The 13,679-nt window shown below is 66.7% G+C and carries 15 protein-coding genes; 3 read left to right on the top strand and 12 right to left on the bottom strand.

The window, feature by feature from the left end:
• The first annotated feature begins 513 nt into the window (after window positions 1–513).
• Window positions 514–1,794, top strand: a complete 1,281-nt coding sequence (locus tag AB0E78_RS41610) for a hypothetical protein (RefSeq protein WP_361844850.1) — start codon at window positions 514–516, stop codon at window positions 1,792–1,794.
• Between the two features lie 24 nt (window positions 1,795–1,818).
• On the top strand, window positions 1,819–2,313 hold the full coding sequence (locus AB0E78_RS41605) for a hypothetical protein (protein ID WP_361844848.1): 495 nt from the start codon (window positions 1,819–1,821) through the stop codon (window positions 2,311–2,313).
• Window positions 2,314–2,448: 135 nt separating this feature from the next.
• Here the strand turns inward: AB0E78_RS41605 and AB0E78_RS41600 are convergent, their stop codons facing one another.
• The 12 genes from AB0E78_RS41600 to AB0E78_RS41545 form a co-directional block, all read right to left on the bottom strand.
• Entirely contained in the window at window positions 2,449–2,676 is a 228-nt protein-coding gene (locus AB0E78_RS41600) for a hypothetical protein (protein WP_361844845.1), read from the bottom strand.
• Window positions 2,677–3,506: 830 nt separating this feature from the next.
• Window positions 3,507–3,968 (bottom strand): hypothetical protein, encoded by a 462-nt coding sequence (locus AB0E78_RS41595; RefSeq protein WP_361844843.1) that lies wholly within the window; start codon window positions 3,966–3,968, stop codon window positions 3,507–3,509.
• A complete protein-coding gene (locus tag AB0E78_RS41590) occupies window positions 3,961–4,539 on the bottom strand; it encodes a hypothetical protein (protein WP_361844840.1) in 579 nt (192 codons plus the stop codon). Before AB0E78_RS41590 ends, AB0E78_RS41595 begins: the two co-directional genes overlap by 8 nt.
• Window positions 4,540–4,564: 25 nt before the next feature.
• The gene (locus AB0E78_RS41585; protein WP_361844837.1) at window positions 4,565–4,831 is read right to left on the bottom strand and encodes a hypothetical protein; all 267 of its coding nucleotides are present in this window, start codon (window positions 4,829–4,831) and stop codon (window positions 4,565–4,567) included.
• Between the two features lie 382 nt (window positions 4,832–5,213).
• Complete coding sequence (locus tag AB0E78_RS41580; protein ID WP_361844834.1) at window positions 5,214–7,628, bottom strand: site-specific integrase; 2,415 nt, start codon at window positions 7,626–7,628, stop codon at window positions 5,214–5,216.
• The gene (locus tag AB0E78_RS41575) at window positions 7,625–7,969 is read right to left on the bottom strand and encodes a helix-turn-helix transcriptional regulator (RefSeq protein WP_361844831.1); all 345 of its coding nucleotides are present in this window, start codon (window positions 7,967–7,969) and stop codon (window positions 7,625–7,627) included. Before AB0E78_RS41575 ends, AB0E78_RS41580 begins: the two co-directional genes overlap by 4 nt.
• A gap of 17 nt (window positions 7,970–7,986) precedes the next feature.
• Window positions 7,987–9,030 carry a tyrosine-type recombinase/integrase gene (locus AB0E78_RS41570; RefSeq protein WP_361844828.1) on the bottom strand — a complete coding sequence of 348 codons (1,044 nt, stop codon included), beginning with the start codon at window positions 9,028–9,030 and terminating at the stop codon, window positions 7,987–7,989.
• A gap of 173 nt (window positions 9,031–9,203) precedes the next feature.
• Entirely contained in the window at window positions 9,204–9,704 is a 501-nt protein-coding gene (locus AB0E78_RS41565; RefSeq protein WP_361844825.1) for a hypothetical protein, read from the bottom strand.
• 140 nt (window positions 9,705–9,844) lie between these two features.
• A complete protein-coding gene (locus tag AB0E78_RS41560; RefSeq protein ID WP_361844822.1) occupies window positions 9,845–10,396 on the bottom strand; it encodes a hypothetical protein in 552 nt (183 codons plus the stop codon).
• A gap of 136 nt (window positions 10,397–10,532) precedes the next feature.
• Complete coding sequence (locus AB0E78_RS41555) at window positions 10,533–10,937, bottom strand: hypothetical protein (RefSeq protein WP_361844819.1); 405 nt, start codon at window positions 10,935–10,937, stop codon at window positions 10,533–10,535.
• Window positions 10,938–11,114: 177 nt separating this feature from the next.
• Complete coding sequence (locus AB0E78_RS41550) at window positions 11,115–11,558, bottom strand: hypothetical protein (protein WP_361844817.1); 444 nt, start codon at window positions 11,556–11,558, stop codon at window positions 11,115–11,117.
• Window positions 11,559–11,649: 91 nt separating this feature from the next.
• Complete coding sequence (locus AB0E78_RS41545) at window positions 11,650–11,961, bottom strand: hypothetical protein (RefSeq protein ID WP_361844814.1); 312 nt, start codon at window positions 11,959–11,961, stop codon at window positions 11,650–11,652.
• Between the two features lie 467 nt (window positions 11,962–12,428).
• On the opposite strand from AB0E78_RS41545, the gene AB0E78_RS41540 reads away from it, so the two are divergent.
• On the top strand, window positions 12,429–13,553 hold the full coding sequence (locus AB0E78_RS41540; protein WP_361844811.1) for a hypothetical protein: 1,125 nt from the start codon (window positions 12,429–12,431) through the stop codon (window positions 13,551–13,553).
• Window positions 13,554–13,679: the final 126 nt, after the last annotated feature.

The following is a 13,679-nucleotide window of genomic DNA, read 5'->3' as shown; positions in this document are numbered from 1 at the left end:
CGCGATCAACTGCTCTTCGCCCCAGATCTCAGCCACCCAGGCAGGCTACCGGCGAGCAGCCTCCGTATCCATGATCACGATCTACGGCTGGAGTATTAGGGGATGCAGGCCGGCCTCGGTACCGCACGGCGGTACCGGCCCTGAGGGCGCCGTCGGCGAGGTCGTGGATGCGCGAGTGCAGGTGGATTCGGTGGCCTGCGGCCGGACCGGACCGGTGGGTGAGGTGGAGCACGCTGGTGAGGTCGGGCCGGACGCCGAGGGGGCGAGGTCGGACAGTGGGTCGCCGAAGGCGGCGAGTTCCCAGTCCAGCAACACTGTCCTGCAGTGGAGTGCGCGGATGAGGCCTCCCGGCTGGAGGTCGCGGGGCTCAATGTCTGCTGCCACGGCGCCGAGTTCGCGGTGAACGGCTGCCGCAGCCGGGTCTTCCCCCGCCCGAACCGGGGAAGACAACCGCCGCAGCGCGTAAGCCATGTCACATCACCCAGGCCCCGCAAAGATCCACAGGCCCAGGCAATGACCTTAGATCCGGGGACCTCCCGTGCCGATGAGATCGCCACCATACTGATGCTGCGGGGGCACGCGGCTGAGCTGCTCCCCATCTCGTCGATAGGGGGCTTGATGTACGTCACTCCGCTACCGATCAATGTGTTTCTCAGGCACCTGCTGTCCGCATCCGCTACGAGTAGCTATTTGGGTGCGGTGCTGATGCTGGCCCGAACTGCCGAGGCCCGCACCCAGCATGAAGAGCTGATCGAAGACTGGACAAGCGTTCACGATCTGAGCGGTGCGTCGCTGGCGGTGCTGTGTCCTGTAGCGCCTCCGTACGGGCCCCCGATTGAGGCAGAGGTCGGCGGCGTCCGGAGTCCTCGGGGCCGGGAGATCGTGGGAGCTGAGGGCATGCGGGTAGACCTGCCTATTCGAGACGAGGCGTTTCGAGGCGCCTTCTGGGATTCCATGCGCCGGGACGGTTCGGATTCTCAATTCGGTTGGGTAGCCGGTGCGAGACCACGCTCGAGCGAAGAACACAAGAGAGGGTGGACGCAGGCGACTTCTAGCGCGGCAGCCTTTTTCGGACTTCGCGAGTCGCTCATTCCTTGCCTCCTTGTGCTGAGCATACGGGAGCGGCATGGCACGGTTATTGCCATGGAGGAGGACCTTTCCGTCTACCGTCTGTTCAAGCAGCTCATTGTGAACATCGGACCCGCCCCCGCTCAACTTGCTGAAATGCTGAGTGAGCAGCGATCGGCTCAGCGGAGAGTGAGCGAGCTAATGAGAGTTCCCATCCCGTCGTCGCAGATCGACGCCCTCTGGCGTGACCTTCGAGAGGTGGAGCGCTTGGCCCCCGAGTTGATCGCGGATTGTCGCAGTCGACTAGCCGCCATCCGGGATGGTGGGTCATCGGGCAGGGTCCTTGCTGAGAAGCTCCGCGAGGTGATCGTCACGCTACCTCCGGCCGAGGAAATGAACCGGCTGAACCTTCGAACGGCGGGTATCCGATCACGGCTGCAGCGTGTCATTACCAAACTCGAAGACTGGAATGACGGCGCGGACAACTTGGAGGAGATTTCCCTATTGCGCGCAAGGGGGGCCCAGCAGAGCGAGGAAATGGTGCCGTGGAGGCATTTGGTCGATTCGCTGAGTCTCTCAAACTCCGTACTCAGTGTGGGGGAAGAGCTCCTTGCTCCGCTGGAGAATCGGAGACTGACTTCGCCGCCATCTCTTGCGGACTGGTCCTTTAGCCATCTGATGCGCCGATCGGGCCGGACGTCTCCGACGACACTGCGATCCGTCTGACGGATCGCGGAAGGGGGTGGCGCGATGCCGGAGAGTAACGTCAGGCAGGTCCTCGGCGCTCTACTGGAGGATCAACTCAATGAGGAACGCAAGATCAAGGAGTCACTGATCCAGCGCGGCAACGCGGTAGTGAGCAGCAGTGGTGTGTTGGTCGCCCTTGCGTTGGGAGCTGCTTCGGTCAGTGGCCGGACCTCTCAAGACCGCTTACCTACATCAGTGACAATCCTGACCTTAGCCGCCCTCGCCCTGTTCGTTGGCGCCGCCGTCACAGCGTTGACTGTGAGCACCCCGCGCCGCCAGACCACTATTAGTACTCAATGGCTGCGGGAGGCCTGGGACGGCTCCGACTCGGATCCATTCTCGGCATCGCACAAGGCTCGATTGGACCTGCTCGACAGCCTGCGCGGTGCGAACCGCTCAGCGGCACGGTTGCTCGTCTGCTCGCTTGCCCTCGAAGTGGCCGCGGTCGCCCTGCTGTCCCTTGCTGTGGCGGTCCTGCTGGTCCAGGCCAGAACCTGAAGGCCAGGGACAGTTCGGGCTGGGTGCAGGCGCTTGATAACCCTAGATAACAATCACTTCCGGGAACTGGCCTTCTGCTGAACACACGGGGGTCCGGCGAAGCCGGGCCCTCGTGTCACTGGCAGGTACGGACGCCTAGAACTCGTGGGGCCCGAGGTCCTCGATGTCCACGACCAGCCACTGCCATTCCCCCCTGGTGATGACCCACTTGGCCATCACCAGCCTGTCCAGGTCGCTCTTGTCCCGCCGCGCCTCGTCCATCGTCTGCAGGAAGCAGACGTGGAACCCGGCCGGCAGCCGCCTGGCCTTCCCGGCCGACGTTCCCCAAGCCCAGGGCCACACATCCCGGGTGTCCGACCGCATGGAGCACGTTGTCGCTGTTGCCGCTGTCGCCGCTGATCACATGAGCTCGGACGATCTCCTGCGTCAGGCTGCCGCCCGTGGGCCGAGTGAGAAGCCAGATGGTCGCCGTGGTCCCCTCCCGCATGATCGGCCTGTCCTCGTACATGATTGCGCTCCGCATGGACACCCGGGCTGAGCCTGCCTCAACTGCACGACCCGTAGGGGGGTCGTCCCGCTGCGGGCAGCGGGCAGCGGGCAGGTGGCGGACGTTGCCGTCCTGGACGGCCTGTTCCCTCAGCCGCTCGATCTCCTCGTGCTGGGCCGAGAGACGGCAGGCGTCTTGAACCCGGTGAGCTCGGCCAGCGCCTCGTCCCGTTTCGCGACCCGTTCCTTGAGTTCGGCGACCTGGGCCTTGAGGCGTTCGATCTGAGATGTCCGGGGGTCGGGGGCTCGCCCGCGTCGCGCTGGGCCTTCAGGCGACGGTCGAACTCCTCGCCGAGGTGCTGGTAGGGGCCGGGGCGGGTGGTGCCGTCGCGGTTCTTCTTCGGGTAGAAGCCGGTTCGGGTCACCCCCGCTTCGGCGGCCAGGGTCTTCAGATCGCACTTGCCGCCGGGTGGGAGTTCGCCCCGCAGCAGCCGGTCCATCGCGGCGCGGATCGCCTCCTCGTTGCGGGCCTGGTCCGCTTCACTAATCCGTGGCATGTCACTGGCCTCCGCCCGGTGTACCGGCCGGCGTCATGATCTCGTCCACCACCCGCTGGGCCCGCTCCACCTCGGGCTCGAGCCGCTTCCTCTCGCCCTTGGGAAAGCGCGGGTTGGCCAGGAGACCTTGCCGGTGCCGACCTGGCTCTGCTAAACGGGCAGGTGGCAAGGGTGGCGGGTGGCCTGCGGGCAGCGAGCGGAGTCGCACATCCCGCCCAGTGGCTTCGTCGTGTCCGGGGTGCCCGCCAGCTTCAGGCACAAGGCCTTGTGCGGGTCGCGGAACCAGCAGTAGTTCGCGGTCTGCAGATGCAGGTGATTGGACTGCTGCCGCAGCAGGTTCTCCAGCCGCCGCTCTGCCACCAGTACCGCCGCGGTGCCGGGCTCGTGTTCTTTGAGCTGGGCGTCGATGTGCTCGAAAGCTTTGATCAGCTCGCGAGCCCCGGGGCCCGCTGGCATGCGGCCTGCGCGGTAGTCCTCGAAGGCCTCCTTCGTGAGCGTCAGGTGGTGTTTGTCCTGTTCGCGCTCCACCTCGGCCAACAGGTTGCCCTGGGAGCCGCTGGGCCGGTTTATTGGTGGAGTCGGGTATTGGAACTGTCCGAATGCCTCAGCCATTGCGGACCCATGAGGTGAACTCGTCCGCGAGGCCAGGCGGGTTGGCGGCCTCGGTCTGCCGGGCGATCGCCTCGTAGTACTCCAGCTCGTGGACGATCACCGGCACGGGTCGGCCGACAGATCTTTCGATGATGCCGGTCGTGTGGAGGGTTCGGGCGAGCTGGCAGCAGGTCTGGTTGAAGCGGGCCTCGATCTGCGCGGCGAGTGGCCCGATGACTGAGTCCCAGTCGGCGGGTTCGGTCGGCTCGTCGTACCAAAGTCCGAGTGCGGTGATCCACTCCTGGCGAGCTGTGGCCCCGGCGGGGTCGCTGGTCAGGTCGCCGACCACAGTCAGCTCGTTCTGGATCCAGAAAGCGTAGTTCCAGCGGGCTTCTGCCTGGTCAGAGGCGTCCCGGATGCTGTGTCGGGCCTGAGTTTCAGTGTTGTAGCCGATCGTCAAGGTCGGCTGACGAGGGTCGTCGTCCTCGTTGTCGATGAGGAAGGAGACAGCGTAGGTGTCGCCGGCGTCGGCGGCCGGGATGGATGCGAGGGCCCTCTCGACGAGATGCTGGAGGTGATCGTTGAACGTCATGGTCGGCGGGTCCTGTCGGTCGGGGTCATGAGTCCCACTGGTCGCAGTACTCGATGTGGATCTCGCGCGCGTCGCCGAGAATGCCGTCGTTGGAGTGGAACTCGGTGCAGAAGTGCGGGTAGCTCGGATGGACGGGGACGTATCCGGGGCCGTTTCGGGCGACGTCGAAGAAGTGCCGGGCGGTCTCCCTGAACACCTTCGCGCTGCCGGTCATGAACAGGGTTTCGGCGTGGAGATGCTGGTGGAACAGATCCCGGTTCTCCTGGTAGTGCCGTGCCTCGTGATCAATCACGGCTTCGTCGGTGTGTCCTGGGCCGGGCAGCGTCACGGTCTGCGGACGCCCTGGGCCGAGCCGTCCTCGTATTTCCCTCCAGCGTGAGGGGGCGAGCTGGAGCGAGTGGTGCAGCAGCACGAGATCAAGTTGTCGTGTGCCGTCTTCTGGCAGCTCGCGGGAGGGGCCACAGTTCCCCGCATCGGCAGGTGGACCAGCGAGCGCGGTGAAGAGACAGCGAGCTTCCATAGCCCACCGATTCGCTGGGCGGCGTCCTGACCGAGGTAGGTGTCCAGGTGCCGATCGTGGTCGATGAGCACTGCGTGGACCAGGGGCCGGGCTGGTCGGATGACCTTGAACTCCGTGGATCCGAGCCGTGCTTGGTGGATGGTGATGGGTAGCTTCACTGGTTCTCCGGGACACGGCGGCTGACGTCGGCGGGGTAAGAGGCCCAGTCGCCGGCTGATGCCTTCTGCCATTGGACGGCTACTTGGATGTGGACGCCGAGTACCCGGGCGAGGATGGCGGCGGGCAGTTCGGCGGCGAGGGTGAACAGTGCGGTGGAGCGGTCCTGCCGGGGCCGGATCCCGATCCTGTGGAGACGCTGGCCGATCCGGTCATCGCCGAGGGGGTGTCCTGGGCGGCCGCCGGGAAACAGCCAGGGGACGTCCTCGGGGGTTCCGATCTTGGCTTTGCCTCGGCGGGTCGCGACGAGTTCGCGGACGAGTGCGGCCAGCGGCTCGGGCAGGACGACTGGTGAGGTGCCGAACGTGATCGCGACGGTGTCGTTGTCGAGGTCGACGTCCTCGACAGTGAGTCGGCTGATGGTGGCAATCTTCTGCGCGTAGAGGACCAGCAGCAGTCCGGCGACGCGGTCCGTGGTGGGCAGAGTGTCGTCGTGGAGGAGCCGTCGGGCGTCTGACCAGCGTTTCTCGCTGTCGATGGTGCTGAGGGGGCCGGTCCAGCGGGTGGTGCCGTAGGTGAGGTCGCGGGCGTGGTGGTGCTGTACGGACCAGCGGACGAAGTGGCCGGTCTCGTCCCGGTAGGTGGCATCGGTGTCTGAGGTCCATCGCTCCAGGTCAGGCTGGGTGCAGTCGCTGAGCGTCAGGCCGTTGCCGGTCAGCCAGTCGAGGAACTTGGCCGCTGCGGTGACGTGGCAGCGGACGTTCAGGGCCTGGAGATGGGTGGTGTGTTCCTTGCCGAGGCGTCGTCGAAGCCGCCGCAGGTGATGCCAGTTTGCGTATCCCTGCAGGATCCGGCGTTCGGTGGGGTCGGTGCGGGCCTGGACTGCCGCGGTGATCCAGCCCTCCAGGGCGACTAGGCGTTCGTCGCGGGCCGGCAGTGCTCCGGTGGCGACCATGACGCTGCGGAGATGCGCGAGAACCTTGCTCGCGGGCAGCTCGTCGAGCGTTTCGTGCGTGACGGGTCGTTCGTCGCGGCCGATCTGCTGGAGCAGGATGCTGACCCTTGAGCCCGATAGCCAGAACATGGTGCTGGTGGGCCGTTCGGCTCCGGACAGTGCCTCGTAGAGGGGGACGAGGTCCTGCCGGACTGTGCCGGTGATGCCGCCAAGGAGGTCGCGTACCAACTGGTCGAGGGCGCATCGCTGGCAGGGGCGGGTGCTGAGCTGCCATGTGGTGCGGCAGACCGGGCAGCGGCCCCAGAAGTCCGGATCCGGGTTGGTGCACTTCGCGCACAAGGGCGCGTCCCAGGTGCCGCCGCGGACGTGGTCGACGGTGCCGCAGCTGCTGCATGGTGTCCACCGCAGCTGGCACCGGTTGCACCAGGGTTCGTCCGTGACCCGGGAAATCTCACAGACCGCTGTCCGTCCGCAGATGCCGCACTGGGTGGCGGTCCTTGGCCGGCAGTTGGCGTAACGGGGTCCGTCGGGAAGGCGGACGGCGACTTTCTGGCGGCGCCCGCAGCCGCGGCATTCCTCCAGGTTGACGGGGTCGCTGACGAGGCAGTTGGGACAGAGCGGGTGCCCTTCGGCATCCCGGGCGGCGGGCTCGCGGACGGCTCCGCAGCGGATGCAGGGCACGGCCGAATTGCGGGCGAAGCAGTTGCGGCAGACCCGTTTGCCGTCCAGCAGCTTCGAGAGTGCCTTGACCTCCTGGCAGCGGAAGCAGGCCGGGTTGACCACCGTCGTGGCCCCGGCTTGGACGAGTTCGCTGATGAACCGCAGGACGGCGGGGGTCGGGGCGTCGTAACCGGCGCCGGTCAGCAGGTCGGGCTGGGCGATGACCGCCCAGGCCAGACGTCGCCGACCAGCCGTTCGGACGGTAGGGCGTTCGAGGGCAGATCGAACAGCGTCGGCGGTCAGCACGGGATCGAGGGCGGTGACGAGTCTGGTGAGTTCGGCGAGTGGATCGCCGTTTGTGTCTGGGCACTTCGCGCAACGAGGGCCGCCGTGGCGGTCCCGGCTGACGACGCGCCGCTGCTGGTGGCAGCCCGCACAGACGGCCGGCTTGTCGAAGCAGGGCGAGCATCCCCACCGGCCGCCGGTGCGGCTGCCCACGTAGGGGCGTCCGCGGCCGCACTCACCGCAGCGGGGAAGCGCGATGTCCTGGGCGCCGGCTTCGCGAAGAGCCATCAGCAACCGCGCGACACAGAACAGTGCCGGAGGCCGTCCGGTCCGCAGCAGCGACGGATCGTCATGCAGGGCCTGGGCGAGGCGCCGACGACCGGATCGTTCACGCATCACCGTGCAGACGATCTCGCGAACGCGGTCGGCGTCCAGGTGCCGCTCGACGTTCCCGACCAACCGCACGACCACGCCGACCGGATCGGCCAGAACCTCCTCCGCGTACCCGTTCAACGGTCCACCGGTGCGATCCGGGCCCGCTTGGGCCGCAGGTCACCGACTCCCTCGGCGGCGGGTGCCCCGCCTGCCGCTACCTTCTTCGGCTTCTTCACGGCGCCGGCCGCTGTGATCGGCTCGATGAGGTCGTCCATCGTGCAGTCCAGGATGTCCAGCAAGGCCATGAGGATCTTCAAGCTGAGCCGCTCGGGCCGATCCACGACAAGCCGGTAGACCTGGCTGGAGGACAGCGTGATGCCGCGTTCCTCCAGCGGAGCGATCAGGTCGGTCGTGGAGAACATCCCGCGGTCCGCCATGATCTTGCGCAGGTGCCACTGGTAGTCGAGCTTGGCGGCCATCGTCGGGTCCTTCCTCGTCACGTCCCGGCGAACGCCGGGGCAAGTGCCTTGCTCAGGGCAGTGTTCATGAAGTCGTCGCTGACGTGGGTGTAGATGGCGGTGGAGCTGTCGCACTCGTGGCCGACCTGCTGCTGGATGAACCGACGGTCAACCCCGTCCTCGGTCAGATGCGTGACGTACGAGTGGCGAATTGAGTGGGGGACGAGCTCCTTCGGGAGCTTCAACGCGTCGCGGTAGGCCACAAACCGGGCGTTGATCTCGGAGGGTTTGACCCGCCCTCCCCGCTCAGTGACCCACAACGCCGGGTGGTCCTCGCAGCCGAACCCCGGCCGCACGTTCTCCACATAGTCCTGGACCGCGTCCACCGCCCAGTCCATCACCGACAGGACGTTCCGGCGTCGTGGCGGCTGGCCCTTCTTCGCCTTGCCGTAGCGGACGTTGAGCGTGCCGTACCGGCCGAACTGTCGCGCCTTCGCGTTGCGGCCGAAGTCGACGACATCCAGCTTCGAAGTCTCCGTCCGCCGCAGACCCCACCCGTAGACGACCTTGAACAGTGTGGCGTCGCGGTAGGCGGCGAGGGCACCCTTGCGCTTGGACTTCACCGCGCGTTCGACCTGATCGTCGGCATAGTCGAGGAACCGCTGCAGCTCTGCCCGGGTAAACGGCCTGGCCTCCGGGGCGCCCTCGTAATCGTTGAGATGGGCGATGGTGTTCCACTCGTGGCAGATCGCCACTGGATGGGTGCCGAAGGCGTCCTCGCAGGCCGGCCCCCAGCTGTAGCGGTCGTCGACGAGGAACTCTGTGAACTGCCGAACGTCGCCTTGGTAGTTGCGGATCGTGGACGGTGCCAGGTGCCTCTCGCCCGTCAGCGAGGCTGACCACTCGTCCATGTGGCCCGGCAGCCACGACCACGGGTACTCGTTGGTGAACTCATGGAAGCGCCGGATCAGCCGTTCCCGCCCGGCAATCGTGCCTTCCTTCAAACCCCGGGACATCTGCTGGGCCCGCCAGCCCCGCAGCATCGCATCGACCATCGCGTCCTCCGGACGCAGCTGGATCACCCCAGAGACAAGCTCCAGATGAGCCGCCCCGGCCAAGGCCACCTTCCGCTCTTGCACCACTCCAGACCATCCCTTCTGGAGGGCAAATCCTGCATCAGATGGGTTCCGTCTGGCAAACTTCCTGATCAGGAGGCCGCTTCGTAGTAGCGTTGGAGTCCATCAGGCCCTCGCCCTCAGCTGGCGACCTGCGACTTCTCGCCCGTCTGATGCAATTCCCGAGCCTTCGCGTAGCCCTCGGTGGTGACCACGGAGACGTGCTTGAGGTGGATCTTCGCGGCCAGCAGCCCGCCAGGGCGGTGGGCCAGCGACAGGGCCAGCGTCCGCCGCAGCATCCGTCCGTTCACCGGCCCGGCCGGGATCGGCGCCAGGCCGAGCCGCTGGCCGGCGGGGCTGTTGACCCACTCCCGTAGCTTCTTGTGTAGGAAGTCCATGGGCGAGCGGGCGAAGGCCCGCTGACCTCCCTGGGCTTGGTTCAGGCGTGCGGCGAGCATCACCGCCCGCCAAGCCGGTTCCAGTACCACCCATTCCTCGGCGACGCCCCCGAACTCCTGCCCCTTGATCAGCTTGCTGCCCAGCTTGAAGCGCTGGGTGCCGCCGGAGACGGTGACCGGCGGGGCACGTCGACCGAGGAGAGAAGGACGATCGTCGTGTGATCGGCTACCTCGCCCACGCATGGTTCGTCCGCGCCCGGCACGCAGGGAACGTGAAGGAGCGTCAGCGGCTCCGCCTTGAAGCGGCGGGCTGACACCGCATGACGTAGGCCCCGCCCGGAACCACCAGGCGGGGCGGCTTCACGTGTAGAGAAAGCCGAGCGTCACACCCCCTGCTCTGTGACGTCTGTGATCTCCACCGATACCTTCTTACCCGCCGACGCCATACTGATCGATGTAGGCGTGTAGTTGAGACTCGTCTCGTCCGACAACTCGGCCGTCTCGATCACGGGTCCGGAATCGTCTCCAGACACTTCGTAAGTGATCTCGTACACCGCATCAGGATCGAGATCGCTGAGGCCGTCGTAGGTCAAGCGCGGCTCGACCGTCACGTTGCAGCCCGCCGAACCGAAGCACTGCCGCTGAGTGGTGCGCAGCGTCATCGTGAAGTCGTCGACGCCCGGCGTCTCGTACGTCGGCTCCTCGTCCACCTCCTCTGCGGCCGCGGTCACCGGGTCCTTGCTCGTAGTGCTCGACGCGGTGGCGGTCGCCTTGCTCCCGTCGTCCCTGGACTGCACAACGACGATGCCAGTCCCTACGACTGCGGCGATGACGGCGGCGGCCGCGCCGATGATGACCGCGTTGGTGTTGCGCTTCTTCGGCCGCGTCGCGGCCGGCGGCGGAAACTCGGGTGGCAGTGGCGTGGTGTTGCTCATGGTTCCCCCCTGCGGTTGTGCTCTGTCTGCGCATGATGGGGCACATATGGGGGCCGTGAAGGTGAAGTGTCTGGGTTGTGACACAAGAAGGCCCGGCCGCCTCGGGTATGGCGGCCGGGCTTGTGCGTAGGGCGGATCAGACCTTGCAGAAGCCGCTCGCCTTCAGCGCCTGGTTGATCTTCGCGCCCTGCACCTCTGTCGTCTTCACGTCCCTGTACGTGAAGCGCAGTGATGCCGCCATGTCGAGGTGCTGAGCCTTGCCATTGATCGCAGTGCATTGGTTGCGAGCCCCGTCGATGGCCTCGTCCTCGTAGGCGACGACGTCGGGGGCGGCGGTCTTGAGTGCCTGAAGCAGCTTGGTCCGCTTAGCGCCCGTGGGAACGGGCGGGATGCCGGAGGTGTCTGCGATCGCCTTCTTCTGCTTCTGCGTCAGCTCGGTGCCGGCGCTGCTTGGACTGGTGTCGCCGCCGCTGGACGAGCAAGAGGTGAGGGCGAAGGTGGCCGCGAGGAGCAACGCGGTGGTGGCGCTTCGGTGGTTCATGGTCCCCCCAGGGATGTGGCTGTGAGGGGCCATCATGCCGTCCGTGCGTTGGGCTGGCATGCGAAAGCCCCGCGCCGTGGCGGGTCTTTGTCTGTTTCCGGGCATGTCAAATCTGCGGCTCAGTGTGGGACATGATCAGCCGGAAAGCATCTACGGGGCTGTGACGGCGGCCGGACTCTAGTCATCGAGCGAGTCCTCCAGCATCTTGTTCTTGTCGAACTCCCCGTCCCCGTCAGTCCAACCGAGGCCTCCGATGGTCCTGGCCATGAGCAGCGCCGTGTAGTCCACCTTCAAGAGCGGCTCGCACGCCTCCGGCCGGCGCTCCCCAGCCTCCTTGGCGTCCCTCTCCACCTCCTTGGCCTTCTTCTCCACAGCATCGGACGCGTCCTTGGCTACGCCTGCGTACCCCGAACGGACCATGCCCGCGAGCGTCTTGTCGAGCGCATCGACCCGCTCCTCCGCTTCGCCGAGGGTTGGCGTGTCGGTGGAATCGCTTCTGGTCCGCTCCGTGAGCGCGGTGGCACATTCCTCGACCCACTCTTCGTAGGACTTCGTGCAGCCGACCGCGGCCCCGGCGAGCAGCAGGCAGGTGGCGAGCAGGGCGACGGTGGTGCGGCGCATGGTTCCCTCCCCGGGCGTGTGTGAGGACCGGAGCGTAGCGGTGGGGGATGCCGACGGGGTTGGGAACGACGAAGCGTGCGGCACCGAGGAGCTACGGAGAGGCCAGACCGGGGCCACCTGCGGGGCGCCAAGTGGCGTCGTCCAGACTCAGGCCCCGGCGCTCCAAGAGCCCGATGAGCTCAAGAAGGGTCTCGGCTGGGACATGCGTCGGGTCGACGATGAACCCGAGTGCGTGCCCGATCTGCTGCTCGAACGCTACCCAGCTGGTCAGGTCGCTGCTCCCCAGCTGCCCCGGTTCGATGGCGATGAAGGGAGTGTCGGCGAGGGCTTCGATGGCCTTGCTGTAGCAATCCCACACGAAGTCGATGGACCTGCAAAGGGACCACAGTGTTGCCAGCGCCACTGTCCAGAACGCCTTGAAGCTGCTGCAGCAAGAAGGCCTGGTCTACTCGGTCCAGGGATGCGGCAGTTTCGTGCGGCAGCACCCGGATCCAGCTCCCCGTTCCGGTGACCTGTCTGACCTGATCGTAGAAATGCGGGCTTTGAGCATGCAGATCGCCGAGCTTGTCACCCTCATGCGCCCTCTTGCCTGTGCCGCAGAGGAGCGAGCCCGAGCCGTGCTCCCTCTGCTCTCCGACTGGCTGCATCAACGGCGGCGCAGCGCCAGCCCAACGGATCGCCAAGGACCGCATGACGCCGCCCCGTTGGCGACAGCAGCAAGGGACAACACAGAAGGCGAGGGCGCCGCCCGCCCGGGGCGGGGGATCGGCTGGGCGCAGAGCCGGGTGCGGGGCTGCGCGCCACGAGAAGCTGCCCCAGGGGCAGTACCAGGTGTCTGGCCTGCTGGCCGGTGCGTAGAGTGATCGACTTGTGAACTGGACAACGGGGGAAAAGGTGCGGGTGCGCAAGGGGATAGCCGGCGTTGCAGGGGCCGGGGTGCTGGCGTTGTTGGTGACGGCCTGCGGCGCGGGCGGCGAGGAAGCAGCCGGCTCCGGCGGGCAGGCAGGGGACACGGGCAGCGCGGGCAAGCCGGCGAGAGTCACGGCACTGCCTGTTGAGTCGACCCTGCGCACGGCGATCTGGAGCTCCCGGGATCAGAAGCATCAGCTGAAGATCGCGCCTGAGCGCCTCAAGCGGGGCACCGCGGCCGACCTGAAGAATGTCCAGCTGATCGATGACGATCTCAAGGACAGGGTGCCGTACTACCTGACCGTCCGCTTCACCAACACCGGCTCCACGGCGCTTGCGGACCCGACCCCGCAGTCGAACTTCACCCTGACCCTCGCCAACGGCTCGCCCGGCGAAGCGATCTCCCTGTGGAACAACGACACCCTGGCCACCGAGCCGCCTTCCCCGCTCCCCGACGGCTGTGAGAAGGGCGGACCGGGCACACTCGAAGCCGGCGGCACGGCACGGGCCTGCCAGCTCGTGATGCTGCCCGAGGGCAAGCCCGCCACAGTCGCCTACACCGACGAGGCCGGTGACACCCTGCTGTGGAAGGTCGGGGACGGCAAGGGCGACGACAACGGCGGCAATCTGCTGGCCAAGGACGCGAGCGCCCCCACCACCTGGAGCGACGTCACCACCAAGGGCGAGGTGCCGATCCAGATCACGCGCAAGAGCGTGCGCGCCGGGAGTCTGAGGGATCTGCGCAAGTTCGACCTGAGCGACGAGCAGAAGCAGTCGGTGCCCTATTACGTGACCATGGAGTACCGCAACACAGGCAAGAAGACCCTCCTTCCGTCCATGGACGATGGCGTGGGCATGCTCAGCGCAGCGGGCATTCAGGTGCCCCCGGTGCCTCTGATCGACTTCTCCGCACCGGGCGAGGGCATTGACCAGTGCCGGGGCTCCATCCCGAACACCCGCCTCAAGCCGAAATCCGCCATCACCCTCTGCACCATCCATCTGCTGTCCAAGGGCGACCGACCCGCGATGATCGCGTTCACTCCGCAGGACAAGAAGGCCGAGACCCTCATGTGGCGAGCGGGCTAGACCGGCGGCACCCTGCTGGACATGGCCCTGCTTCCTCCGCCCACGACTACCGCAAGCGCTGGAGAAGGGCGACAACCCGGCAACAGCAAGAGGACATCGCCGACCGGCGTGGGAGATGCGGCGATG

Origin of the sequence: Streptomyces sp. NPDC032198 (assembly GCF_040636975.1) — a bacterium.
Classification (GTDB): domain Bacteria; phylum Actinomycetota; class Actinomycetes; order Streptomycetales; family Streptomycetaceae; genus Streptomyces.
This window is presented reverse-complemented; position numbering and strand designations above follow the sequence as displayed.